Origin of the sequence: Streptomyces sp. NPDC089919, assembly GCF_040684615.1 — a bacterium.
Classification (GTDB): domain Bacteria; phylum Actinomycetota; class Actinomycetes; order Streptomycetales; family Streptomycetaceae; genus Streptomyces.
On sequence record NZ_JBFBGK010000008.1, the window covers coordinates 26830 to 50480 of the forward strand.

Consider the following 23651-nt stretch of genomic DNA (forward strand, 5'->3'; position numbering starts at 1 on the left):
CATCTCCCCTGCTGTCGCGGGCACGGTGCGGACCGTCTGCCCAGGACGGTCCGGCACCAGACCTTCACGTCACGCCCGTCAGATCCCCGTAACTGGGGCTGATGGTCGCTTCACTCGCCCGTCCTGTCGAGCGGGGGATCAACTGCGGCCGGGCGCGGGTGCGGAGCCCGGCAGCGCTTCGTCCAGCAGGCGGCTGCGGAACAGGTCGAGCACCTGGTCCAGCGCCGCCCGGGTGGCCTCGCCGGGGGAGTCGACCAGGTGCTCGGTGAGCACGGAGTGGGCGGGCATCAGGGAATCGGGGTTGGCCGTGTCGTCGTCGAGTTCCACGGCCACGAAACCGTCGCCGAGTTGGCGCGTGAGGAAGGCGAAGCGGTCCTCGGGCACGAACTTGTCGCCCCGGAAGCGCAGCCCCAGGACCTGCAGCCCCTCCCGCTCGCAGCGGCCGCGGACCACGGCCAGTTCCTCGGGGGAGACGTCGATGGTCCGGGACCGGCCCGCGGTGACCGGCAGCGGCAGCGAGGGCTGCGAGAGCACCGGCGCCAGCAGCCGGGGGTCGGTGGCCATCGCCAGGGCGAAACCGCCGGTGAGGCACATCCCCACGGCCCCCACCCCCGGACCGCCGCACCGCTCGTGCTCCTCGGCGGCCAGGGCGCGCAGCCAGGAGACGACCTTGGAGCTGCGGCCGGTGGCGAGCACGGTGAACTCCCGGCTCACGCAGACCTTGAGGATGGAGGAGTTGACATAGCCCGCGGCGCCCAGTTTGCCGCGCGCGTCGGGGTGCGGATCGCGGCCGGGCCGCCCGAAGAGCACCGGCAGCACCGCCGTGCAGCCGATGGCCGCCACCCGGTCCGCGAACTCCAGTACCTTCGGCGTGATCCCCGGTATCTCGGCGATCACGATCACCGCCGGCCCGCTGCCGCGCCGCAGCACCCGCCGCTCCGTGCCCTCGTAGGTGAAGGTGCCCTGCTCGAAACCCGTCAGATCGTGGTCCGCCATGCGCGTGCCGCCTCTCGACCAGTCGAATACCCGGCGGTAACCCGCCGGTCGGGGCGAGTCTGGCACGCGCACCTCCGCACGCCCCCCTCGGATCCCGCCGACCGCTGTACGCGGGACGTGCCGCCCGCCATGCTGGGTCCGCCGATCGGCTCCGTACCGACAGAGGGGGACGTACATGGGGACGGGTACGAACGTGACGCGCCGGCTGGCCGCCGCGCTGCTCGCGTCGGTCGCCCTGCTGGGACCGGCCCCGGCGGGCGCCACCGCCGCGAGCACCGCGCCGGACACCGGCTACATGGCCTGGCGGGGGACCGGGAGCGACCCGAACATCTACTGGTCGAAGGTGGTCAACGGCCGGTGGACCGACCAGAGGGGCTTCCCGGCGACCACCGCCCGGGATCCCGACCTGATCCACCTCAACGGCCGCACCTACATGGCGTGGCGCGGGTACGGCGCGGACGACCACATCTGGTGGTCCCGGTACAACGGCAGCTCCTGGACCACCCCCAAGCAGCTCGCCGACCGGCGCAGCACCTACGCGCCGGCCCTCGGCGTGTCCAACGGCAAGCTGGTCATGGCCTGGCGCGGGACCACGCCCGACAACCACATCTGGTGGTCCACCTTCAACGGCACGTCCTGGTCGGGCCAGCGGGTGCTGGACGACCGCCGGGCGGTGGGGGCGCCGGCGCTGGGGTCGGCGGGCGGCAAGCTCGTCATGGCCTGGCACGGCGTGGGCACGGACGACCACATCTGGTGGTCCACCTTCAACGGCACCTCCTGGTCCGGCCAGCGGGTGCTGGCCGACCGCCGCTCCACCGGCTGGCCCACCCTGGGCGCGTACGGCCGGACGCTGGTGATGGCCTGGCGCGGCACCGGACCCGACGACCACATCTGGTGGTCCACGTACAACGGCACCTCCTGGTCCGCCCAGCACCTCCTGGACGACCGCCGGACCGGCAACTACCCGGCCCTGGGCCGGGGCGCCGGCCGCCTGTACATGGCCTGGCGCGGCACCGGCCCGGACGACCACATCTGGTGGTCCACCTTCAACGGCTCCTCGTGGTCGAGCCAGCACGTCCTCCTCGACCGCCGCACCAGCGGCTCCCCGGGCCTGAGCTGACGCCCGCGAGCCCGCCCGTGCGTCATGGCGGGCTTCCGGGGGCGGCTCGGCTCGGTCACCATGCAGGTCCGTCGGCGATCCGGGGGTGGGGATGAGCGAGGGTGGGAAGGCCCTGAACGGGCCGGAGGGCGGGGGAGAGCAGGTCGGCCCCGCCCCGTGGCTGGCGCTGGCCTGTCTGATCGGGCTGGTGCTGGCCTACGTCGTACTGGCGAACTTCACCGCGGAGCTTCGGACGGCGCTGTGGGGCGAGCCCGGCACGGTGACCGAACCCGACTGCCGGACGTACGACAACACCGTGGCCAACGCGGGCACGTCGACGTCCTGCTCGGGGACCTTCACCCCGGACGACGGCGGCTCGTCGTTCCGGGTCCCCGTCGAGGGCGACCTCGATGCGCCACCGGTCCGCGCGTGGCTGGTGGACGGCACCTCCGGCACCGCCTACGTCTCACCCTCGACGTGGGCCGGGGTGTTCCCGGTGGGCCTGTCCCTCCTCCTGGCCGGCCTCCCGACAGCCGTGACGGCACGGCACGTCCGCCGCGTCCACCTCCGACGACCCAGGATTTCGGACACGCGTACGATACGGCGGTGATGATCTACCTGTCCGTCGACACCACCTCCGAGGCGTACCAGAGCGGGAGGGCCCTGGGATTCCTGGTGCCCGTCGCCGTGCTGCTGGTCGGGATCTGGTTCGCCACCGGCTCCTGGCGGCGGGTCCGGGTACCGGCTCCCGGAGTGACCCCCGACGCGCGCACCGCGGCGCTGCGGGTGCGCCGGCGCCGCACCGTGCTGATCGTCCTGGGCGCGCTCGGGGCGGCCGCGGTGGTCAACGCCGTACTCCGGTACCAGCCGGAGCCGCGCGCGGCCGAGACCGCCAGCGCCTCGGCCGGCCCGGTGGAAGCCGACGTCGCCACCCGTCCGCGCACCGTCACGGCGCCCGCGGCCCTGGACGGCTACCGGCTGATGACGGAGGAGCAGGCCGCTGCCTACCGCCAGGCGGAAGCCGGACGCCTCCCCCGGGGCCGCACCTGGTACTACGACCGTGACGCCGACGGCCGCGTCGACGGCATCCTCCACGTCGACACCACGCAGTGGTCGCAGAAGCTGGCCGCGGAGAAGCGCCGGGACTCGATCACGCAGGAGTTCCGCAACTTCTTCGCCGGGGCCAAGAGCAGTGACGCCGCGGAGTACCCGGCCGGCCCGCTCGGTGGCCGGCTGGCCTGCGGGCACTACGAGGACCGCCCCTCGATGTCCATCTGCGTCTGGAGCGACGCCGACACCCTCGGCACGTTCGTGCAGAACGGCGTCGGCGAACTGTCCGAGGCGGCCAGGGCCACGCTGGACTTCAGAAACGCATCCGACCGGCGCACCTGACCGAGCCCCTGCCCCCCCGGGCCCGGGCCTGGGACCTGTCCGGGCGATCATGTAACAAGCCGGTGAGAGCGATCCTGATTGGGCCCCACAGGAAATGGATCTTCGTCCGCTGTCGGCTATGGCAGGGTGCTCGCATGTCCAACCCCATCGCGTACCCGATCTTCCGCACCACCGACCCGGTACTGGCACTGCACGTGGCGCGTCAGCTTGTGGCAGTGGGCGACCGGCAGTACGCGGAGGTGTCAGTGGACGTCGAACTGTGCACCGTCCCGGAAGTGTTGCGGATCCGCGAGGCGCTGCCGGATGCCTGGTTCCGGAAAGAGGACGTCGAGGACTGGGCGCGGGATCCTTCCGACCCGACGGGTTTGCACGGCGGAGTACACGCGCCCGACCTCTCCACCGATCGGGACTTCCTCTCCTCGCATCTGCCGCTCTGGGCGTCGATGGAGTACCGGCCCGTGGGCAGCGTCGAGGAGGACTTCGCTGCCTTGGTGGGCCCGAACATCGGCGAGATCTGGTGGTCCGGCTTGCTCTGGCCCGACGTACCCGACCGTGACATCCACGGCGAAGCCGATAACGCCCGGGTCTCTTTGCTGTTCAACTGCCGAACCCGAGGCCTCGACCAGTGCTCCGATGACCACACTGTGCTGGTCCACGTACGCCGTAGGAATCGCGACGGGTCCGAGGAACGGCACGCTTCCTGGCTGGCAGAGCAGATCGGTCAGTCGGTCATCGGGCCGCCTCAAGAATGATCCCGTGATCGGCCCCAGCCGCTCCAGGTCGATCACGTGACTGCTCCCGGCCACGCATCGTTTCAGGTGGACATGGGGCGGGGTGAACTGAGCAGTGCAGAGTGGGAACGGCTACGGCCGTTCCTGCCGGTGTACGGAAGGAGCCCGGACGGCTCCGGGTCCCCAACCCGATTGCCCTCGCTACCCGGCACGGTGTGACATGTGGGCATGAGCAGAATGGCGCAGGTCATCGTGTTGGCGCGATACGAGGACGAGGTGATGGAGCCGCTGACGCGGCCGGACGAGGCCCGCACCTGGCAGGGCTGCTTCGTGCAGATCCCCTGGTTCGTAGGGGGCTGGTACATCGAGTTCGAGCGATGGAACCGGCGCCGCGGCATCCTCAAGGACCTGGAGTCCCTGCCGTGGAACGAGCCCGCCTGCGTGCAGGTCATGCTGCACGACGAGGACGACGACCTGTTCGGTCTGTGGATGTTCCGCGGCGGAGCCCTCGTCGAGGTGGGCATCCCCGGCACCCAGCGGGTGCACACCGCTGCCCCGCCATGGGAGGTGGACCCCGGCTTCCTGGTCCGGACCGGCCTGGGCAGGGGAGAGGACCGGCACTCGCCAGAGCACGTACAAGACCCGCGGTCGTGCTGGTGACCCGCCGCGAGCCGGGGCCGGACAGGTACTGAAGTCGCCATTGCCGGTCCTGCCCGGGGCTGCACCGGCTTCATCTGGCTCCGAACATGACCGGCCGGACAAGTCCTAGTCGAGCGGGTCGGTCGGGGAGACCCGGTGGGCTTCCAGGGACGGGTCGGCGAGGAGGTCGGTGATCAGGGCCTCCGAGCCGGCCACGTAGGTGCTCCGCAGGTCCACGTCCCCGCCGAGGCACCAGGCGCGGTCCTCGGGCCACCACAGGTCGGGGAGTTCGGCGTACGGGTCGAGGGAGGTGGGTGAGTCGGCGTCCGCGAGCGGGCCGGCCATCAGCACCCGGCCGCGGTGGGGGGTCTCGAACCGCGGCACCGCGTACCACTCCCAGCGGCCGTACCCCTCCCACAGCGCGTACCAGCACCGCTCCGGGGTGCCGGTGTGCCGGGCGAGGACCGGCACGAGGGCGCGCGCCACGTCCGGCGGGGTGGGCCCCTCGCCGGGCTCCTCGTCCCAGACGCCCGGCAGGGACACGTCGCCGTACGACTCGTCCCGGGTCACGCCGATCAGTTCGTGCCACCGCACCGCCCCGCCCGGCCTGCGCCCGTACGCCGCCCCGACGGCCTCCCAGCGCACCGGCCGCTCGTCGAGATGAGCCGGGTGCAGGACCCGCGCGTACGCCGCGAAGCCCACGGCGGTCGCCCCGGCCACGGTCATGAACTCCCCCTGCCCCGACTGCCGTTCGGTCAGCCAGACGGCGGGGGAGAGGTCACCCGTCTGCACCACGAGCCGACCGTAACGGTCCGGCCCCGGCGGATTCCTGATCACGCGGTAGCTGCACACCCGCCCAGTCTGCCGCCCGCCCCGCCATCCACCGAACGAATATCGACGGCCCGGCGCTCGGGCGAGCCTGCGCCTGCTCCAAGTGGCGCCCGCGAGTGGCGGGGGCCACCCGGCGCCCGCACGCTGGCCGACGTGTCCCCGTCCGAACCGTGCGGCCTCGCCGGCCGGGACACAGCCGCGCGGCCGGAGGCGGCCCAGGATGCGAGAGGGACACGAACACATGACGGAACACGTCACCGGAACGGATGGCGTCCTGCCACCCGCGGGAAGCGAACGCGGTCCCAGCCGTGGGCGGCCGGGGCTGCGCGGCCGGGCGAAGGGCGCCCGCACCGGGGCGGCGGCATTCGCGGCGGCCGGTCTGGCCGTCCTCGGCGCCGTCGGCTCCGCACCGGCCAGCGCCCTGACCGGCCCTGACGGCCAGTCCGAGCCGGCGCATCACGCACGGTACGTGCCCGCGCCCTGCCCCCAGAAGCCGGACCCCGTACCCGGGCGCTGCGGGTTCCTGGAGGTGCCCGAGAACCGCTCCCGCCACCACGGACGGACCATCCGGCTGACCGTCGCGACCGTCCCGGCCACGTCGGCGAGGCCGGCCCATGACCCGGTGGTCTTCATGGAAGGCGGCCCCGGCGGCGATGCGCTCGGCGCCATCCCCTTCCTCGTCGCCTCCGGTGTGAACCGCGACCGCGACCTGATCGTGATGACCCAGCGCGGCGGTCCCGACGCGCAGCCGAGCCTCCTGTGCCCGGAGCTCGACCGGTTCGAAGCGGAATCCGTGGGGCTGGTCTACGACGCACCCTCGACCGGGCGGCTCCGGGTCCGCGCAGCCAAGGAGTGCCGGGACCGGCTGGCCGCCGACGGCGTCGACCTGGCCGCCTACAACTCCACCGAGAACGCCGCAGACTTCGCCGACCTCCGCACGGCCCTGGGCATCAGGAAGTGGAACGTCTACGGCTACTCGTACGGCACCGACCTGGCCCTCACCTACCTGCGCCGGCACCCCCAGGGCGTCCGCTCGGTGGCGATCGACTCGGTCGTCCCGCCACAGATCGTCAGCCTGCCGTGGACCTGGGACAGCGCCCGGGAGGGGCTTGACGGGATCCTCGCCGCCTGCGCGGCCCAGCCCCGCTGCAAGAGCCGCTATCCGGACCCGTACCGCACACTGACGGAGCAGGTGAAGCGGCTGGAGGCGAACCCCCTCAGGCTGAGCGTGACACCGCCCGGCGGCGGGGGTCCGGTGACGGTGGTCATCGACGGCGGCACGCTGGTGAACATGATCGTCAGCGACGGCTCCACGCTGCCGGCCGTGGACGTCCCCGCGGCCCTCGACGAACTCGCCCACGGGCGTCCCGAACGCCTCGCGCAGGCTCGCGCCGCCGGTGCGACACCCGTCATCGGCGAGACCGCCCACGGGCTGACGCAGTCGGTGGCCTGCGCCGAATGGGTGCCGGGCTTCTCCAAGAAGGACCTTCTGAAGGCCGGGCGCCGCAATTTCCCCGGCTGGCCGGACTCGGTGCTGGCGCAGGCCCCGCAGCTGCCGTTCGAGCACGACGTCTGCCGCGCCTGGAACGTCCCGGACCGCACCCCCGTCCAGCGGGTGACCACGCAGAGCAAGGTACCGGCGCTCGCCATCGGAGGCACCTTCGACCTGAAGACCGGGGCCAGCTGGGCGCAGTTCGCGGCCCGGACGCTGCACCGCTCGACCTCCGTGACGATCCCCGGCATCGGGCACTTCGTGGTGCCCCGGTCGCCCTGCGCGGCGAGCGTCCTGACCTCCTTCCTCGACCGGCCCACCGCGCCCGACACCACCTGCGTGGCCGGACTGACACCCCCGCCGATGACCATCACCCCTGAGCTGGAGAGCCGATGACGTCCCCCCTGCCCACCCACCGCCCCCGCACCGGGCGCAGGCTCCCGGCGACCCTGGCCGGCGCCACGGCCGGCGCCCTCGTCGTCGGCCTCGCCGCGATGCCCGCACGAGCCGAGTCCGGCGCCGGCGGCCCGATCGGCACGGTCGCCCGTACGGTGGGCAGCGCCCACTACGAACCGGGCCCCTGCCCCCGGACCGCGGACCAGATCCCCGACCTCGCGCGGGCCCGCTGCGGCACGCTCACCGTGCCCGAGGAGCACGCCCGGCCCAAGGGACGCAAGATCACCCTCGCGGTCGCGATCATGCCCGCCGAGACCAGGACCCCGGCCCCCGACCCGATCGTGTGGTTCGCCGGCGGCCCCGGTGACGACGCGGTCTCCGAGATCCCGATGGCGCTCGCCGGCGGCCTGAACCGCGACCGCGACGTGATCTTCATGTCCCAGCGGAGCACCTACTCGGCCGACCCGGCACTCACCTGCCCGAACATCGACGAGTTCAACGCCCGCGCCCTCGGCCTCGTCTCCAACGCGCCGTCCACCAGGCGCCTGCACGTGGCCGCGACGCGGGCCTGCCGCGACCGGGTGGTCGACCAGGGGGCCGAGCCCGCCGCCTACAACGACATCGAGAGCTCTGCCGACTACGACGCCCTTCGCAAGACCCTACGCGTGAAGAAGTGGAACGTCTTCGGGATCTCCTACGGCACCCAACTCGCGCTCAACTACATGCGCCTGCACCCCAAGGGCATCCGGTCGGTCGGCATCGACGGCATCCTGCCGCCGTCCCTCGGCGGCGGAGCCGTGACCTGGAAGGCGGCCCGTGAGGGCTTCGACGGCGTGTTCAAGGCCTGCGCGGAGCAGCCCGCCTGCAACACCCGTTACCCGAACCTCAAGGGCACCTTCCTGCGCCTCGTCAGCGAACTGGAGGCCAAGCCGCTCACCACCACCGTCACCGTCCCGGGACGGCCCGAGCCCGTGAAGGTCGTGATCGACGGAGCGAACCTGGTCGGCTGGCTGACCTCCGCCACCCACGTGGCGGCCGGAGTGCCCCGCTCCCTCGACGAACTGGCCCACGGCGACCCGCAGCGGATCGCCGAACAGCTGGCGGGCGGCAAGTACAGCCCGCAGGCCATCGGACGCGTCTCCCACGGGCTCGTCTACGGCGTCTTCTGCAGCCAGTGGACACCGTACGAGAGCACGGAGGAGGTGATCCGCGGCGGGCGGCGGGCGTTCCCGTCCTTCCCCCGTTCGATGCTGGCCAACGCCCCGCAGCTCGCCTGGCTCCACGACGACTGCCGCGCCTGGGACGTTCCCCCCGCGCCCCCGTGGATCCGGGACGTGACGCACAGTGACATCCCGACCCTGGCCCTGTCCGGCGGCTTCGACGCCCAGACCGCGCCGAGCAACGGGGCGTACGTCGCCCGGACGCTCAGCCGCTCCACGGCAGTCACGATCCCCTACGTCGCCCACGTGGTCTTCGCCGACTCGCGGTGCGCGCAGACGATCACCACGTCGTTCTTCGACGACCCGGGCGCGCCGGACACCCGCTGTCTCGCCGGACTCCGGCCCCCCACCTTCGAGATCGCCCCGTAGCGGGGCCGCCACGACGCAACCCCGCCGACGACGACCGGGTGGCGGCCGACCACGGCCGTCACCCGGTCGTCGCGCCGTCCGTGGGCGGCCGGGTGTTACAGGTCCTCGGACTCGGTCAGGTCGCAGTCGGTGAAGGCGGGCGGGCGGGTGCAGAGGGAGGCGAGCGTCGCGGCCAGTTCGCCGGTCTCCGGTGCGTTGCTGTTGGCCATCGCGTCCTCGTACGAGTCGAACTCGATGACGGCCAGGTAGCGGTTCGGGTTGGCGCGGTCGCGCAGGAGCGTGCGGTGGGTGGGGGCCGGCTTGCGGCCCTGGGCCCGGGCCGTCTCCTCGTACCGGCGGATGGCCTCGCGCAACTCGTCGGCGCGCTCGGTCTCGAAGTCGATGATCTGCGCGAACTTCACGGGTTCCTCCTGGTCCGCGGTGCCCCCGCGGACCGGGAGCATTACCCCGTCCAAGCAAGCACCGGCCCCCCGCCACGGCAACTCGGCGCACGCCCGACCGGCCCACACGCCCACCCGGACGCCCCGAGCGCCCCCCGTCCGGCCCCGCTGCCCCAGTACGGACGCCCGCGTGCGGGCCGGTCGCACGAGGGGCGGCCGGTGTGCGGGGACGCGGACGGCGGCCCACGCGGGCTCCGGGAGGAGGGCGTGGGCCGCCGGGGGGGCGGACCGGGGTGTTACCTGGTCTGGGTGGTGAGGGTGACGCCGGTGAAGGACTGGGTGGCGGAGAGGCTGAAGTAGACCCAGCCGGCCGGCGGGTTGGCGATGGTCAGGGTCTCGGCGTTGTCGGCGCCGGTGGACTTCGCCTGGTAGCTGCCGGTGGTGGCCCAGTTCCCGCCGCCGTAGTACAGGTCGGCGTTGCCGGTGCCGCCGCTGCTGGTGATGGTCAGCTGCTTGACGCCGGCCGGCAGGTACACGAAGTGGTAGCTGTAGTTGCCGGTGGCGGCGGCCAGCCCGTCCCGGCGGCAGTTCTGGTCGAACTGCCGGGTGTCGGCGAAGGTGCACTGCGGGGTCTGCGGGACGGCCGGGGCGTCCGGCAGCGGGCCGCAGTCGGCGGTGGCGCAGGTGGTCGTCAGCCAGGTGGCGAAGCCCGCGTCGTAGGAGGTGCCGATGGTCTGCTTGATGAAGGTGCGGGCGCCGTTCCAGTCACCGGCGCGGTACTTGCCGAGGATCGTCTCGACGTCGCCGCGGTGCTCCTGGAGCATGTAGCGGACCGCGAGCCAGCCCCACCGGTAGACCCGGTTCGAGTTGACGTCGGGGTCCTCGTCCTGGCCGTAGACGGTGTCGAAGAGCTGGCTCAGCTTGTAGGTCTGCTTGCCGGCCTCGGCGATCGCGTCGGCGTTGCGCTGGCCCCGGTAGCCGAAGGAGATGTTCTCCGCGATGCCCTCGACCCACCAGATGGTCGGGGTGGTGATGCCGGCCTCGAAGTCGCCCGCCATGTTGAAGCGGCCGTCGAGGTAGTGGGTGTACTCGTGGTTGAGGTTCCAGATCTGGAAGTCCGGACGCAGCCAGTCGGCCTCGTGGGCGATGAAGCGGGCCTGGTTGCCGGCGACGGCCGGGTTGCCCTCCTCGTACATGCCGCCGTTGTCGACGTCGATGTCGTAGATCGCCCAGGCGTACAGCGAGTAGTTGGTGTAGTCGTCGAAGACGACCACTTCCAGGTCGGTGTTCAGGTCACCGGGGATCGCGCCCTTGTCGCCGATGATGCGGTGGAAGTACGCGTCCTCGTTGACCAGGCTGGTGCAGGTGCTCTCCAGCTGGCCGGGGGACATGTCCTGGGCGCGGATCTTCAGGCCCGGGGTGCAGGTGTGCTGGATCGGCAGGATCGCCGGGAGCACCCGGCTGCCGAGGTCGCAGATGGCGTAGGCGGCGCAGTTGCCCTTGTCGTACTGGCGCGTGTACCAGCCCAGGTTCATGGTGATCGGCGCCGTGGGGCCGACGTTCGGGTACCGGTTGATCAGGTCCTTGAGCAGCGGCCGGACCCGGTCCTTGAGCTCGGGGACGTCGAGGGCGTAGCCGAGGTAGCGGCCGACGTTGCTCACCACGTCCAGGCGGTTGAGCTGAGAACCGTTGCGGGTGATGAAGCCGGCCCAGGTGTCGAGGAGGGCGGGGTCGGCCTTGAGGGCGGCGCGCCAGCCGCGGTCGTCGTTCTTGGCCTTGAAGCCGTTCTGGACGACCCATTCGACGTGCTGCATGGCGAGGTTCATCTGGGCGGGCCAGGTGCCGGAGTAGCCGCCGAGCATCCACTTGACGACCCCGGCGTAGCGGCCGGCCAGGTGGGTGCTGTCGATCAGGGTGACGGCCTCGTTGAGGATCTCGCCGTTGGCGTCGGTGACGTCCTTGCTGTGCGGGGCGGCGAAGAAGGCGTCCAGTGCGCCGCGCGCGGCGGTGTCCAGGGCCGGGCCGTAGGCGCCGACCGCGGCGCTGTTGTTCTCCTGCACGTAGTAGCCGGCGCGCAGGAACATCACCAACTGGCCGACCCTGGCGCGGTTGTCGCCCGTGTACGAGGCGGCCGCGTCGCGCAGCGCGTTGGCGACGGTCACCATCTGCGGCTCGCGGAAGGCCTTGCGGGCGTCGTCGCCGGTGAGGTTGAACAGCGGGTAGGTACAGGGGATCTGGGGCAGCGCCGTCAGCGCCTGGACCAGGGTGGTGCCGGTGCCGTTGATCACGCCCGACAGGTCGCTGCACGCGTCGGCCGCGGCGCTCGGGGACAGCTTGGCGGTCTTGAGGGGCTTGACGGCCGGGGCGGGCGGGGTGAACTCCCCGGCGCCGTCCTGCGCGGAGAGGTGGAAGCGGGAGGCCTTGCGCAGGGCATCGGGCGACTTCGGGACCGGGATCGACCGCGGCGCCGCGGCCGGGGCCTTGCGGACGTGCTTGCCGGCGGCCGCGGCGCCGACGGGGGCGGCCTGGCTCTGCGGTGCGAACAGGCCGAGGGCGATGAAGACCGCCGCGCCGAGCGCAGGGATTCTGCGCGCGCCGGTCGTCGATATCCGGAACGGATGCATCTGTGGGGGCCTCCGGGGCCGTGGGGCGCGTGCTGGGGAGAACACGGGCCGTTGACGTGTGACATGTAACATTTCACATGACGGCAATGTTGCGGAAGACGTGCGGCAAGATTGCCGGGCCCACTCTGGGAAAACGTTGTCAAAGGCCGCCCGAAGCAGGCCCGTCCGGCCCGGCGGAAACCGGATCCCGGCGCGGCGATGAGTTCCGCGGCCCCCGCCGGTCTATCTCTTTGACGGAAGAGGACCGACGCACCGGGAGCAAGCCATGGGCCAGATCAACATCGCGATGTTCGCCACCCTCGACCTCGTCGGGCAGGCGCCCGGCGGCCCGGAGGAGGACCCGGAGGGCGGCTTCCCGTTCGGCGGCTGGCAGGCGCCCCTGATCGACGAGGTCGCCGGCGCGCAGATCGACGCCGCGTACGAGGGGACCGACGCCCTGCTGCTGGGCCGCCGGACCTACGACATCTTCGCCGGCTACTGGCCCCAGGTGAAGGAGGACGAGGGCGGCGGCTTCGGCCCGCTCTTCAACGGCATCCCCAAGTACGTGGCCTCGCGCGGCAACCCGGACCTGTCCTGGGCCGGTTCCACGCAGCTCGGCCCGGACCTGGCCGACGAGGTGCGCCGGCTCCGCGACCGGCACGAGCACGTCAAGGTCGTCGGCAGCCTGGACCTCGTCCAGACCCTGCTGCGCGAGCAGCTCTTCGACCGGCTCGACCTCTGGCTGCACCCGATCGTGCTCGGCGTCGGCAAGAAGGTGTTCGCCGGGGGCACGGTCCCCAGCAACCTCACCCTGCTCGCACCGCCGGAGAGCGGCCCGAAGGGCGCGGTGTACCTGCGCTACGGGCTCGCCGGGGGCACCCCGCGCACCGGTGACATGAGTGCCCCCGACCTCGGGCTGGGCGGCGAGGGCTGAGCGGCGGACGGCGGGGCAGCGGACGGCAGGCAGAGGCGGTCGCGATGAGCAGCTTCGTCCTGATCCACGGGGCCGGCGACGTCGGTTGGTACTGGCACCTGGTCGCGGCCGAACTCCGGGCCCGCGGGCACGCCGTGGTGGCGCCGGACCTGCCGGCCGGCGACGACGCGCTGACCCTGGACGACTACGCCGACGCGGTGGCCGAGGCCGTGGGGGACCTGTCCGACCTCGTGGTCGTGGGCCAGTCCTTCGGGGCGTTCACCGCCCCGCTCGTCGCGGTCCGCCAGCCGGTCGCCGAGCTGGTCCTGGTGGCCGGGATGGTCCCGGCGCCGGGCGAGCCGCCGGACCGGTGGTGGAGCGCGACCGGCTACGCCGAGGCCGTGGCGCGGCAGGCGGCCCGGGACGGCGGCCTGACCGGGCGCGAGGACCCGTACCTCGCCTTCTACCACGACGTGCCGCGCGCGCTGGCGGAGGAGGCGATGGGCCGGCAGCGCACCACGCACCCCTCACCGGCCGCCGGCGCCCGCCCCTGGCCGCTCGAGGCGTGGCCGGCCGTGCCGACCCGGTTCGTGCTCTGCGGCGAGGACCGCTTCTTCCCGCCCGACTTCCAGCGCCGGCTGGCGCGCGACCGGCTCGGCGTGGTCCCCGAGGAGATCGCGGCGGGCCACTGCGTCGCCCTGAGCCGCCCCGCCGCACTGGCCACCCTCCTGACCACCGCGCCGACCCGGCCCTGACGCGTCCTCAGCCCCGCACCCGGCGGGCCGCGTTGCGCAGGCGGTGGCGGCGTTCGTAGCGCAGCCGCGAGTGCCGGTCCAGTTCCTCCAGGAGCCGCTGCGAGCGGCGGTCCACGTCCAGCTCGTCCAGGACCCGGTCGGCGTCCGCCAGCAGCGCGCCGTGCAACTGCCAGTGCGCGGGCGCGCCCCGTACCTGGTCCAGCAGCAGCCCGGCCAGCAGGTCCCGGCTGCGGCGGGCCATCCGCAGCTCCGCCGTCAGCCGCTGCTCCATCTCCTCCGCGTTGGTGCTCACCTGCGCGGTGACCAGCCGCGAGAAGCTGTGCACGGCCAGGGCGAGGTGCCCGAAGAGCTCCTGCACGGCCCGGGCCACCGGGGGAGCGAAGAGCGGCTCCTCCTCCGTACGGGCCTTGGCCAGGTCCGTCAGCGCGCGCGCCGAGACCCGCAGCACCACGGCGCAGATCTCCAGGGTGTCCAGCCCGGTCCGCAGCACCAGGCGGAACATCAGCCCCTCCCGCACCCGGGGGTTCATCCGCAGGCTGTCCTCCGCCTGGCGGAGCGCCGCGTCCACCCCGGCGATGTCGTTGTCCAGCGCCCGGGCCTCGTGCAGGCGGGAGGCGGCCTCGGCCACGCTGGGGCGGCCGCTGACCTCGTCCACCATGCCGGTCATCAACGCGGCCATCCGCGAGGCCAGGTCGTCGATGGCCCGGCTGGCCGGCTCCACCCACACCGGCGGCGCGACCAGCAGGTTGAACAGCAGGCCCACCACGGCGCCGATCAGCGTCTCCAGCACCCGGTCCCAGGCGGTGGCGCCGACCCGGGTCACCCCGAGCACCAGCATCGCGCTGATCGCCACCTCCGGCACGAACTCGTCCACCCGCACCAGGTGTCCGACCACCAGCGACGCCAGGATGATCAGCCCGAGGCTCCACCAGGTCAGCCCCACCAGCGCGCTGAAGCCGACGGCGATCAGCACCCCCGCCACCACCGAATTGACCCGCCGCACACCGGTGGTGAGGGTGGCGTACAGGGTCACCTGGACCACGAGGAGCGCCGTCAGCGGCGCGGTCAACGGCGCCGGTTCGTCACTGAGGAGCAGGGCCACCACGTACGAGACGACGGCGGCTCCCGTGGAGCGGACGCTCTGCACCACCACCGGGTTCCGGCGGCCGCGCAGCACTTTCTGGAGGACTGCGGGGAGATCGGACATACCTTCGCCCCTTCCCCACCAGTCGCTTCTGATCACATCCGTCCCACAGGCCACTCAGGGTGACGCGCGGCCCCGGAGCGTGTCCGGCGTCCGGTGCGTGATGCGCCGGGGCCGAGCCGGGCGGAGGCTGGAAGCATGAGCGGTGCCGAGCGCCCCAGCAGTCCTCGGAGCCGGCCGGCGGCCGGCGGCGGCCTCGCGGGTCTCCTGGAGAACCCCGTGGTCGGCATGGCCCCCTGGATCATCTTCGGGATCCTCTCCGGCCCGGGCCGCTTCGAGCTCTCGGTCGGCATCGCCCTGGCCGTGGCCGTCGCCCTGGTCGCGGCCGGCCGGTGGGCCCATCCGGGCACGTCCTGGAAACTGCTGGAGGTTGCCGACCTGGTGTTCTTCACCGGGCTGGCGATCATCGGCGCGGTGGCCGACGCCGGCACGCTGCGCTGGCTCGAGACGTACTCGGGCGAGATCTCCAACCTGGCGCTGGTCGCCATCGCCTTCGGCTCGATGGCGATCGGGCGGCCCTTCACGCTCGCCTACGCCCGGGAGCAGAGCGACCCGTCCCTGTGGGACAGCCCGCAGTTCCTGCGCGCCAACCAGGTCATCACCGGCGTGTGGGGACTGGCCTTCCTGGTCGGCGCCGTCCTGGGCGGGTACGGGGACCTGGTCCTGCGCGAGCCAGACAACCTCTGGACCGGCTGGATCATCCCGGTCCTCGCCCTGGTCGCCGCCGTCCGCTTCACGCTCTGGTACCCGCAGACCCTCCGGGCCCGGGCCCGTCGGGCGGCCGGCGAGCCCGGCCCCGAGCCGCCCGGCCCGGCCGCCCTCCTGGTGCCGCTGGCCGGCCTGCTCGTCCCCGTCGGCATCGTCGTCCTGATCTTCGAGGACGTCTGGTGGCTGGGTGTGGCCCTGATCGTCGCGGGCGTCCTGCTCACCAAGTCCCTGAAGGAACGCGCCTGACGGCCGGGATTCAGCGGAATTCGGGCGTCCGGCGCAGCACCAGGGTGACGAAGCCCCAGGAGTCGCGGTAGTGGTGCAGCCACTCGGTGCGCCGGGCGGTCGCCGTGGCCAGCACCTCCGGCGCGTCCGGATCGGCCGGGTGGTCCAGGGCCCACGAGGCCAGCGAACCCCAGCAGGCCCACTCGTACGCGTCCAGCTCCCGGCGGCTGCTGACGTGCCCCTCGACGGGGGTCCACCCCGCGGCGACCACGCGGTCCACCGTGGTGGCCAGGTCGTCCAGCTCGCCGAAGATCCCGAACGCCTCCGGGGACGGGGTGTCCGCCCAGAACCCGTCACCGAGCAGGACGCGGCCCCCGGGCGCCAGGTACGAGCGGGCCGCCGCCAGGGTCGGCAGCAGGCCGCCGAAGGCATGACCGGACCCGACGCACAGGACGAGGTCGAACGGCCGGGACGCCTCGAACCCGGCGGCCTCCTGCCGGTGCAGGACCAGCCGCCCGGCCACGCCCCGCGCCGCCGCGGCCCGGCGCGCCAGGTCCAGGGCGTCCCCGGAGACGTCCACGCCCTCGGCGTGCACCCCGGGGTGGGCGGTCAGCGCGCGCAGCAGCCATTCGCCGCTGCCGCAGCCGAGGTCGAGCACCCGCTCGTCACCGCGCGGCAGTCCGCGGGCCAGCAGCCGCTGCACCGCCTCGTCGTCGAGGGGGGCCCGCACCGGGCGTTCGGCATGGGCGAGACCGGAGATCCGTTCGTGCTTCACCTCGGCAGCCTGCCAAGCACCGGCCCCCGCCGCACCCCCTTTTCGCCCCTGTCCGGGCCCGCCGCAAATCGATTGCCCCTGCTCCGGGGCCGCCCCTAGGGTCACGGCAACGAACGGCGTGTAGCTCAGCGAGTGAGAGCACCGGGCTTCAGACCCGGAGGGCGCAGGGGCAGGACCTGCCACGCCGGCTTATGAACGAGAACGCTGAGCAGCAGCATCCGACGCACTCCGCGCGCCCGGCCGGGACCGCCCCGGCCCCGGCCGTCACCGTATCGAGCTCCTACGCCGCGGGGCAGTTGGCGCGGGCCCTGCGCACCTCGCTGACCGGGCCCGACCAGGCCGTCCGGGACCGGGCCGCCGGCCGCATGGAGAAGTGGCGCGCGGTGCTGGCCGGCATGGCCGACGGCAGCCTGGCCATCGGCTCGCGCACCCCCGTGGCCGGACTGCCCGCCTGGGTCACCCCCGACGTGGTCCACGGCGGCTTCGCCACCGGGTCGGCCGCGGCGGCCGGCCCGCTGAGCGCCCACGAGCTGACGGCCGCCCGGGCGGCCGGCGTCCCGGCGGACCGGGCCGCCCTCTTTGCGCACGCGCTGACCGAGGACGGCCTCGCCCGGCTGTGGCGGCTGCTGGACGACGGCTGCTACGAGGTCGTGCTGCCCGAGGAGGCCGCACTGCTGACCGTGGCCTGGCTGGTGCGGGCCGGCGACTTCGACGCGGCCGCCGCCCTGGTGCGGGAGCTCCAGCCCTTCGCGGACCGGCTGCGCTTCCTGCCCCGCCCCACCCACCGGCCCGCGACCGACCCGAACGCCGTGTACCGGCGCAGCGTCGGCGAGGTCGCCGCGAGCCTGCGCACCCGACGGCCCAAGGCCGCGGTCGAGACCCAGCGCGAGGCGCTGGCCGTCTGGCGCCCCTTCGAGGACGAACTCCTCGGCTACTGGCTGCACGACGACCGCCACGAGCGGGCGGCCGAGCCGGGCCGCGCCCCCGCCGACCGGTCCGCCACCGTCCCCTGCCCGCAGGCCGCCGTGCTCCTCGCGCACTACCGGGAGCTGGCGGACGCCCACCCCCGGTGCGGCCGGCACGCCGACCCGAGGTCCAACCCCGGGATCATGCTCCGCGCGCTGACCGAGACCGCCGCCGGCCGGCCGCTGGAGCCCCGGCTCGCCGGACTGCTGCGCCATGCCGTCAACAGCTCGGTCGCCAAGCGGGGACGGCCCGGCTCCGCCCGCCACACCGCGCTCCGCGCCGAACAGGCCCGGGTCGCGGCGCTGCCCGGCCACCACGAGGTCGCCGCGGTGGTGATCGGCCGGCTGGCGCCCCTGGACCAGCGGTCCGGCACGCCCGACGTCGACGGCCCGCTGGCCCCGGTCACCGCGGCCGAGGCCGCCGACTCCGGGCTGCCCGCCGGCACCGTCGTCCCGCCGGGGCTGCGGCGCGTGGTGCGCACGGCGCTCAGCGCCTCACCAGAGGTCCTGGCCGAGCGGGGCCTGCTGCCCTCGGCCGAGGTGCTGGCCGAGCTGGTCCCGCAGCTGGCGGCCAACGCCGTCGCCGAGCGGTACGCCGACCCGGCCCTGCGCACCCTGGCCGCCGCGACGTACCGGGCGTTCCGCAACCGCCGCTCCCTGCTGCTGCTCGACCTGGCGCACCAGGTGCGCCCGGAGGAGCTGCCCTGGGTCCGGGCCCTCGCGGCGCACGGCGGTGACGAGGACACCCTCGAGCGGGCCCGGACGGCGGCCGAGGACACCCTGCGCCGGCTGGGCGGGCTGGCCCTGACCGCCTTCCCGGCCACCCCGCTGCCGAACCCGCTGGTACGGGAGATGTCCCAGCTGGCGCGGCAGGCGGAGCTCCCGGCGCAGTACGTCGAGGAGCTGGCGGCCGACATCTTCATGGGCACCTTCAGCGCCAAGTTCCTGGCCGCCGCCCGGACCGCCGCCGACCTCCTGGAGGGCGGCCTGTACGCGCGCTACTACGGCATCGACTGCGCCGCGGTCCGCAGCATGGCGGTCGTGCAGGCGGCCGATCGGCTCGCCCGGGACCGCGCGCCGCGGACGGCGCCCGCCTTCGACCGGCTGTGCGTGGAGCGGGCCGGCCCGGAAGCGGCCTCGTCCTGGTCACCGGCCCGCAACGGCACGGTGATCGAGCAGGCGCAGATCCTGACCACGCACAACCTGGCGGTGCTGGTCCGGCAGACGGGCGTCGCCCCGGCGGCCGGCTGGGAGGCGGCGGCCGAGGCGGCCTTCGCCGTGGTGTGCCGGCTGGTGGCCGGGGTGCACGGCCACCCGAGGCCGTTGGGCACCATCAAGCAGGCGGCTTACGCCTGGCGGCAGATGGTCTTCCACCTGTCGATGTGCCCGCCCGACGGGCAGGCCGCGGCGGTCCGGCGGATCGCGCTGGAGGCGGCCCGGCAGCCGTGGCATACGGCCGCCCGGCTGGCCCCGGCCGTCGCCGGCCTGCGGCTGGCGGCCGAGGGCGGCACCTTCGACGCGGACGGCACCGCCCTGGGCGGCCTGGCCCGCCGCTTCCAGGGCTGGACGACCACCGGGCACTGGATGCGCCGCCGCCCCGGCGCCGCCTCCGGATAGCCGTCCGGGCCCGGGCCGCACGCGGCCCGGGTCAGGCCCAGGTCAGCGGTACTCGCACAGGTAGGCGGTCTCGACGGCGACCGTGAGCTGGAACTTGCTGTCGCCCGGGACCTGGAAGCGGCTGCCGGCGGCGAAGGTCTGCCAGTCGTCCGCGTCGGGCAGCTTGACGGTCAGGGCGCCGCTGACCACGTGCATGACCTCCGGGGCGGCGGTGCCGAACTCGTACTCGCCGGGGGCCATGACGCCGATGGTCGCCGGGCCCTCGTCCTGGGTGAAGGCGATCGACTTGACCGCGCCGTCGAAGTATTCGTTGACCTTGAACACGAGCATCCTCCTGGGAGCGAGCGGAAAGGGGCCGGTTCGTCGCGCGCTGCCGCCGGCGAGGGGAAGGCTACCGCTGCCCGCGCCGGTCCCCTCAGCCGGTCCGCCCGGGCACCCGCAGCGGTTCTTACACGCCTCTGTCACGGGTCTTCCGCCACGGTGACGTACGCCCGCCACCGTGGTGATCACACCGGAAGGCCGGAGCAGAGGGAGACAGCAGTGATCGACAAGAGCACGGTACGGCGGGCCGGTCTGGCGGCGAGCGCGATGGCGGTGCTGCTGACGGCGCTGCCGGCGGCGACCGCGACCGCCGCGCCGGCCGCCGCCGCACGCGGGGCCGTGACCGCGGCCGCCGCCCCCGCCTGGTGTCCCACCGTCGCCGGGCACCGCGTCGACTGCGACCGCATCGACCGGCCGCTGGTGACCGGCGAACCGGGACTCGGCCGCGTCAAGGTGAGCTACGCGGTGGTGCGCCACACCGCGCCCGGCCCCGCCAAGGGCACCGTCGCCGTCAACCCCGGCGGCCCCGGCGAGACCGCCATCGACAAGGCCGAGGCCTTCGCACGGGGCCTGGGGGCCTTGCTGAAGGACCACGACCTGCTGCTCCTCGACCCCCGCGGCACCGGCCGGTCCGAGCGCATCCCCTGCGGGGTCACCGACACCGAGTACCGCTTCGGCACCCGGGCCCAGCAGCGGGCCGCCGTCGTCCGCTGCGCCGCCAACCTGGGCCCCCGGGCGACCGGTTACACCTCGGCGGCCACCGCCGACGACCTCGACGCGGTCCGCGCCCGGCTCGGCGTCCCCCGGCTGAGCCTGTACGGGCTGTCGTACGGCACGTACCTGATGCCGGTGTACGCCTCCCGGCATCCCGCGCACGTCCGCTCGCTCGTCCTGTCCGGCGCCTTCCCGCTGGCCCTCGACCCGCTGGCCCGGCCCAGCGCCCGGGCCGTCTCGCTGGCCCTGAAGCGGGTGTGCGGACGCAGCGTCCCCGCCTCCTGCGACGGCGACCGGGCAGTCCGGGACCTGGCGGCCACCGCCGCGCGGCTGCGCGCCCGGCCCATGACGGTGCGGATCACCACCGGGCACGGCGTCCACGAGAAGAGGTTCGGCGAGGACAAGCTCGCCAACCTGCTCTTCGAGGCCGCCAGCAGCGGGGTCGGCATGCACCCGCGCCAGCCCTCGCTGCTCGGCCGGCTGCCGCACGCCCTGCACCGCTTCGCCGGCGGCGACCCCGCGCCGCTGCGCCGCCTGGTGCAGGAGGAGGGCGCCGGCGCCGGCACCGTGGACCAGGCCCCCTACATCGCGGTCACCTGCAACGACTACCGCCGGGCCTGGTCCAAGGACGCCTCCCCGGCCGAGCGCCGGCGCCAGTACGCCGCCGCCCTGGCCGCGGTCCGGCCGGGCGAGCACGGGGCGTTCAGCGCCCGGGGCTTCACCGAGGGCACCACCGACGCGGGCGACGTCTGCATCGGCTGGCCCCGCGAGCACACCCCCGCCCCGCAACCCGTACGGCCCGCCCTGCCGGACGTGCCGGTGCTCGTGCTCTCCGGCGACCTGGACGCCAACACCCCCGACGCCAGCGGCCGCAAGGCCGCCCGGCAGTTCCGGGACAGCCGCTTCCTCTCGGTCCCCAACACGGGACACGTCCCCGAACTGGAGCCCAGCGGCTGCGCCACGCGGATCTCCGCGCACTTCCTGCGCACCGGCGGGCCCGGCGACACCTCCTGCCTGCGCACCCTGCCGCCGATCGCGGTCCGGCCGGTCCGGGGCTGACGGGACGTCGGCGGGGACCCGTACCGGCGCACCGACCACACCGGCGAAGATGATCATATGAACGATGAGACGGGACACGGCCGGACCGTGCTGGTCGTCGAGGACGACCCGGGCGTCCGCAGCACCCTCGACCAACTGCTGCGCTTCGAGGGCTACCAGGTGCTGCTGGCCCCGGACGGCCTGGCGGCGCTCGGGATCCTGGAGGAGCGGCGGCCGGACCTCGCGGTGGTGGACGTGGGCCTGCCGGGACTGGACGGGCTGGGCCTGTGCCGGATGCTGCGCCGGCGCGGCGACCGGCTGCCGGTCCTGGTCCTGACGGCCCGGCACGAGGTGGGCGACCGGGTCGCGGGCCTGGACGCCGGCGCCGACGACTACCTCGCCAAGCCGTTCGCCACCGAAGAGCTCTTCGCCCGGCTCCGCGCCCTGCTCCGGCGCACCGAACCGCCCCTGGACAGCGGGGTCCTGACGAGCGGTGACCTCGCCCTGGACCCCGCCGCCCGGCAGGCGCGCCGCGGGCAGCGCCCGCTGGACCTCACCAAGACCGAGTTCGACCTGCTGGAACTGCTCCTGTGCCACCGGGGCGCGGTGCTGACCCGGCCTCAGATCTACCGGGAGATCTGGGGGTTCGACTTCGACACCACCTCCCGCTCGCTCGACGTGTACATCGGCTACCTCCGCCAGAAGACCGAACAGGACGGCGAGCCCCGGCTGATCCACACCGTCCGCAACGTCGGTTACACGATCCGGCCCGCCTGATGCTCCGCGCGAAGATCACCGGCGTGCTGGTCGCCGCCGCCGCGCTCGCCATCTGCCTCGCCGCGCTCCTGTCCTACCGGGGCGTGAGCGACCTGGTCGCCGACGAGCTCGAACGCGGCCTGGAGGACCGGGTGCGGACCGTCACCACCCTCCTCGACGCCGGCCTGATCCCGCCCGCCCGGCCGGACATGGTCGGACAGACGGTCTCCGCCGGGGGAGTGGTCACGCCCCTGGCTCCCGGCCGGGACCCGCTGCCGGTCCCACCGGACGCCCTCCGGGTGGCCCGGACCGGGCACGGCAGCTGGCGCGCCGACCTGGTCGTCGCCGGCACCGAGTACGGCGTGCTGGCCAGGCCGCTGCCCGGCGGCGGCGCGGTCATGGTCGGACAGAGCTACGAGCGGGCCGCCCTGGTCGACCGGCAGTTCCTGCGGCGGATCACCTGGACCACCGCGGCCGCCGTGCTCCTCGCCGGACTGCTGGGCTGGCTCGTCCTGGGACGGATCCTGCGACCGGTGCGCCGACTGGCCGCCGCCACCGGCCGCATCACCGCCACCCAGGACCTCGGCACGCCGCTGCCCGCCGCCGGAGCCGACGAGATCGGCCAACTCACCCGCAGCTTCACGCACATGCTCGAGGCCCTGCGCCGCTCCCGCGCCCAGCAGCAGCGACTCGTCCAGGACGCCGGCCACGAACTGCGCACCCCGCTCACCTCGGTGCGCGGCAGCGCCGAACTGCTGCAACGCGCCCGCGGCCGGCTCGACCCGGCGGACGAGGAGCAGATCCTGACCACCCTGGTGACCGAGGCGGCGGCCCTGGACGACCTGGTCCGCGAGCTGGTGGAGCTGGCCACCGACCGCTCCACCGAGGAGCGGCCCGAGCCCGTCGACCTGGTCGCCGCCGCGCAGGAGGGCGCCCGGCGTTGCGCCCAGCGCACCGGCCGCCCCGTCCTCGTCCTCGAAGACCCCGAGGACCCGCCCGCCCCGGTCCTCGCCCGGCCGCGCGCGCTCCAGCGCTGCATCGACAACCTGCTGGGCAACGCGGTGAAGTTCAGCCCCGACGCCACCCCCGTCACCGTCCACCTGGCCGGCACCCGGCTGGCCGTACGCGACCAGGGGCCCGGCATCGACCCCGCCGAACGCCGGGCGGTGTTCGACCGCTTCTACCGGGGTCCCGGCACCCAGGCCACCCCCGGCTCAGGCCTGGGCCTGGCCATCGTCCACGCCCTCGTCACCGCCGAGTCCGGCACCGTCTTCGCGGGCGAGGCCCCGGGCGGCGGGGCCGAGGTGGGCTTCCGGCTGCCGCCCCCGGGCCGGCCGACCCCCGCCCCCCGGCGCCGTGGCCGGCGGTCCCCGGCGGAGGGGGCCCGGCAGCCCGAAGGGAGCTGACCGGTTTCGCAATCCGGCCCGGGGGTTTCGTCCAGGAGGAAGCGGAGGCCCGCCGGACCGGGCAGGCTGGAGCCCCCCGGTCCGCCGCGGCCGGGGCTGTGCACCG

The 23651-nt window shown here is 74.0% G+C and carries 21 protein-coding genes; 14 read left to right on the forward strand and 7 right to left on the reverse strand.

Going from position 1 to position 23651, the window contains the following annotated elements:
- Window positions 1-138 precede the first annotated feature (138 nt).
- Entirely contained in the window at window positions 139-996 is an 858-nt protein-coding gene (locus tag AB0O40_RS05780) for a dienelactone hydrolase family protein (protein WP_365036032.1), read from the reverse strand.
- 175 nt (window positions 997-1171) lie between these two features.
- Here AB0O40_RS05780 and AB0O40_RS05785 point away from each other — a divergent pair, with 175 nt between their 5' ends.
- From AB0O40_RS05785 to AB0O40_RS05805, 5 genes are all read left to right on the forward strand, one after another.
- The gene (locus AB0O40_RS05785; protein ID WP_365036035.1) at window positions 1172-2116 is read left to right on the forward strand and encodes a hypothetical protein; all 945 of its coding nucleotides are present in this window, start codon (window positions 1172-1174) and stop codon (window positions 2114-2116) included.
- A gap of 91 nt (window positions 2117-2207) precedes the next feature.
- On the forward strand, window positions 2208-2705 hold the full coding sequence (locus tag AB0O40_RS05790; RefSeq protein WP_365036037.1) for a hypothetical protein: 498 nt from the start codon (window positions 2208-2210) through the stop codon (window positions 2703-2705).
- A complete protein-coding gene (locus AB0O40_RS05795) occupies window positions 2702-3487 on the forward strand; it encodes a hypothetical protein (RefSeq protein ID WP_365036039.1) in 786 nt (261 codons plus the stop codon). Before AB0O40_RS05790 ends, AB0O40_RS05795 begins: the two co-directional genes overlap by 4 nt.
- A gap of 134 nt (window positions 3488-3621) precedes the next feature.
- Window positions 3622-4239, forward strand: coding sequence for a hypothetical protein (locus tag AB0O40_RS05800; protein WP_365036042.1), 618 nt, complete (start codon window positions 3622-3624; stop codon window positions 4237-4239).
- Between the two features lie 207 nt (window positions 4240-4446).
- Window positions 4447-4878 carry a hypothetical protein gene (locus tag AB0O40_RS05805; protein ID WP_365036044.1) on the forward strand — a complete coding sequence of 144 codons (432 nt, stop codon included), beginning with the start codon at window positions 4447-4449 and terminating at the stop codon, window positions 4876-4878.
- Window positions 4879-4983: 105 nt separating this feature from the next.
- On the opposite strand, the gene AB0O40_RS05810 is transcribed toward AB0O40_RS05805, so the two are convergent.
- Window positions 4984-5652: a hypothetical protein gene (locus tag AB0O40_RS05810; protein ID WP_365036047.1), complete on the reverse strand. Its 669-nt coding sequence runs from the start codon at window positions 5650-5652 to the stop codon at window positions 4984-4986.
- A gap of 277 nt (window positions 5653-5929) precedes the next feature.
- On the opposite strand from AB0O40_RS05810, the gene AB0O40_RS05815 reads away from it, so the two are divergent.
- Together AB0O40_RS05815 and AB0O40_RS05820 are read left to right on the forward strand one after the other, a co-directional pair.
- Window positions 5930-7576: an alpha/beta fold hydrolase gene (locus AB0O40_RS05815; RefSeq protein ID WP_365036050.1), complete on the forward strand. Its 1647-nt coding sequence runs from the start codon at window positions 5930-5932 to the stop codon at window positions 7574-7576.
- Window positions 7573-9165 carry an alpha/beta fold hydrolase gene (locus AB0O40_RS05820; RefSeq protein WP_365036053.1) on the forward strand — a complete coding sequence of 531 codons (1593 nt, stop codon included), beginning with the start codon at window positions 7573-7575 and terminating at the stop codon, window positions 9163-9165. The genes AB0O40_RS05815 and AB0O40_RS05820 overlap by 4 nt, the downstream gene beginning before the upstream one ends.
- A 95-nt stretch (window positions 9166-9260) precedes the next feature.
- Here AB0O40_RS05820 and AB0O40_RS05825 read toward each other — a convergent pair whose 3' ends face one another.
- Entirely contained in the window at window positions 9261-9566 is a 306-nt protein-coding gene (locus AB0O40_RS05825; RefSeq protein WP_365036055.1) for a hypothetical protein, read from the reverse strand.
- A gap of 275 nt (window positions 9567-9841) precedes the next feature.
- On the reverse strand, window positions 9842-12169 hold the full coding sequence (locus AB0O40_RS05830; RefSeq protein WP_365036058.1) for a collagenase: 2328 nt from the start codon (window positions 12167-12169) through the stop codon (window positions 9842-9844).
- A 265-nt stretch (window positions 12170-12434) separates the two neighbouring features.
- Here AB0O40_RS05830 and AB0O40_RS05835 point away from each other — a divergent pair, with 265 nt between their 5' ends.
- Window positions 12435-13082: a dihydrofolate reductase family protein gene (locus AB0O40_RS05835; RefSeq protein WP_365036059.1), complete on the forward strand. Its 648-nt coding sequence runs from the start codon at window positions 12435-12437 to the stop codon at window positions 13080-13082.
- Between the two features lie 44 nt (window positions 13083-13126).
- Window positions 13127-13816 (forward strand): alpha/beta hydrolase, encoded by a 690-nt coding sequence (locus AB0O40_RS05840; protein WP_365036061.1) that lies wholly within the window; start codon window positions 13127-13129, stop codon window positions 13814-13816.
- A 7-nt stretch (window positions 13817-13823) separates the two neighbouring features.
- Here AB0O40_RS05840 and AB0O40_RS05845 read toward each other — a convergent pair whose 3' ends face one another.
- Window positions 13824-15023 (reverse strand): aromatic acid exporter family protein, encoded by a 1200-nt coding sequence (locus AB0O40_RS05845; protein ID WP_365036063.1) that lies wholly within the window; start codon window positions 15021-15023, stop codon window positions 13824-13826.
- A gap of 135 nt (window positions 15024-15158) precedes the next feature.
- On the opposite strand from AB0O40_RS05845, the gene AB0O40_RS05850 reads away from it, so the two are divergent.
- Window positions 15159-15974, forward strand: a complete 816-nt coding sequence (locus AB0O40_RS05850) for a hypothetical protein (RefSeq protein WP_365036065.1) — start codon at window positions 15159-15161, stop codon at window positions 15972-15974.
- A gap of 10 nt (window positions 15975-15984) precedes the next feature.
- Here AB0O40_RS05850 and AB0O40_RS05855 read toward each other — a convergent pair whose 3' ends face one another.
- Window positions 15985-16728, reverse strand: coding sequence for a class I SAM-dependent methyltransferase (locus AB0O40_RS05855; RefSeq protein ID WP_365036067.1), 744 nt, complete (start codon window positions 16726-16728; stop codon window positions 15985-15987).
- A gap of 191 nt (window positions 16729-16919) precedes the next feature.
- Between AB0O40_RS05855 and AB0O40_RS05860 the strand changes: the two genes are divergently transcribed.
- A complete protein-coding gene (locus AB0O40_RS05860) occupies window positions 16920-19310 on the forward strand; it encodes a hypothetical protein (protein ID WP_365036070.1) in 2391 nt (796 codons plus the stop codon).
- Between the two features lie 42 nt (window positions 19311-19352).
- Here AB0O40_RS05860 and AB0O40_RS05865 read toward each other — a convergent pair whose 3' ends face one another.
- Entirely contained in the window at window positions 19353-19634 is a 282-nt protein-coding gene (locus AB0O40_RS05865) for a pyrimidine/purine nucleoside phosphorylase (protein WP_365036072.1), read from the reverse strand.
- A gap of 216 nt (window positions 19635-19850) precedes the next feature.
- Here AB0O40_RS05865 and AB0O40_RS05870 point away from each other — a divergent pair, with 216 nt between their 5' ends.
- The 3 genes from AB0O40_RS05870 to AB0O40_RS05880 are packed head-to-tail and all read left to right on the forward strand — an operon-like array spanning window position 19851 to window position 23545.
- On the forward strand, window positions 19851-21404 hold the full coding sequence (locus AB0O40_RS05870) for an alpha/beta fold hydrolase (protein ID WP_365036075.1): 1554 nt from the start codon (window positions 19851-19853) through the stop codon (window positions 21402-21404).
- Window positions 21405-21461: 57 nt separating this feature from the next.
- Complete coding sequence (locus AB0O40_RS05875) at window positions 21462-22160, forward strand: response regulator transcription factor (protein WP_365036078.1); 699 nt, start codon at window positions 21462-21464, stop codon at window positions 22158-22160.
- Window positions 22160-23545: a HAMP domain-containing sensor histidine kinase gene (locus AB0O40_RS05880; RefSeq protein ID WP_365036081.1), complete on the forward strand. Its 1386-nt coding sequence runs from the start codon at window positions 22160-22162 to the stop codon at window positions 23543-23545. Before AB0O40_RS05875 ends, AB0O40_RS05880 begins: the two co-directional genes overlap by 1 nt.
- Window positions 23546-23651: the final 106 nt, after the last annotated feature.

Coding starts and splice junctions, on each gene's coding strand:
- AB0O40_RS05820 (WP_365036053.1), top strand. CDS start 7,573: ATGACGTCCCCCCTGCCCACCCACCGCCCCCGCACCGGGCGCAGGCTC.
- AB0O40_RS05805 (WP_365036044.1), top strand. CDS start 4,447: ATGAGCAGAATGGCGCAGGTCATCGTGTTGGCGCGATACGAGGACGAG.
- AB0O40_RS05850 (WP_365036065.1), top strand. CDS start 15,159: ATGAGCGGTGCCGAGCGCCCCAGCAGTCCTCGGAGCCGGCCGGCGGCC.
- AB0O40_RS05785 (WP_365036035.1), top strand. CDS start 1,172: ATGGGGACGGGTACGAACGTGACGCGCCGGCTGGCCGCCGCGCTGCTC.
- AB0O40_RS05835 (WP_365036059.1), top strand. CDS start 12,435: ATGGGCCAGATCAACATCGCGATGTTCGCCACCCTCGACCTCGTCGGG.
- AB0O40_RS05830 (WP_365036058.1), bottom strand. CDS start 12,169: ATGCATCCGTTCCGGATATCGACGACCGGCGCGCGCAGAATCCCTGCG.
- AB0O40_RS05815 (WP_365036050.1), top strand. CDS start 5,930: ATGACGGAACACGTCACCGGAACGGATGGCGTCCTGCCACCCGCGGGA.
- AB0O40_RS05875 (WP_365036078.1), top strand. CDS start 21,462: ATGAACGATGAGACGGGACACGGCCGGACCGTGCTGGTCGTCGAGGAC.
- AB0O40_RS05860 (WP_365036070.1), top strand. CDS start 16,920: ATGAACGAGAACGCTGAGCAGCAGCATCCGACGCACTCCGCGCGCCCG.
- AB0O40_RS05845 (WP_365036063.1), bottom strand. CDS start 15,023: ATGTCCGATCTCCCCGCAGTCCTCCAGAAAGTGCTGCGCGGCCGCCGG.
- AB0O40_RS05880 (WP_365036081.1), top strand. CDS start 22,160: ATGCTCCGCGCGAAGATCACCGGCGTGCTGGTCGCCGCCGCCGCGCTC.
- AB0O40_RS05780 (WP_365036032.1), bottom strand. CDS start 996: ATGGCGGACCACGATCTGACGGGTTTCGAGCAGGGCACCTTCACCTAC.
- AB0O40_RS05790 (WP_365036037.1), top strand. CDS start 2,208: ATGAGCGAGGGTGGGAAGGCCCTGAACGGGCCGGAGGGCGGGGGAGAG.
- AB0O40_RS05840 (WP_365036061.1), top strand. CDS start 13,127: ATGAGCAGCTTCGTCCTGATCCACGGGGCCGGCGACGTCGGTTGGTAC.
- AB0O40_RS05800 (WP_365036042.1), top strand. CDS start 3,622: ATGTCCAACCCCATCGCGTACCCGATCTTCCGCACCACCGACCCGGTA.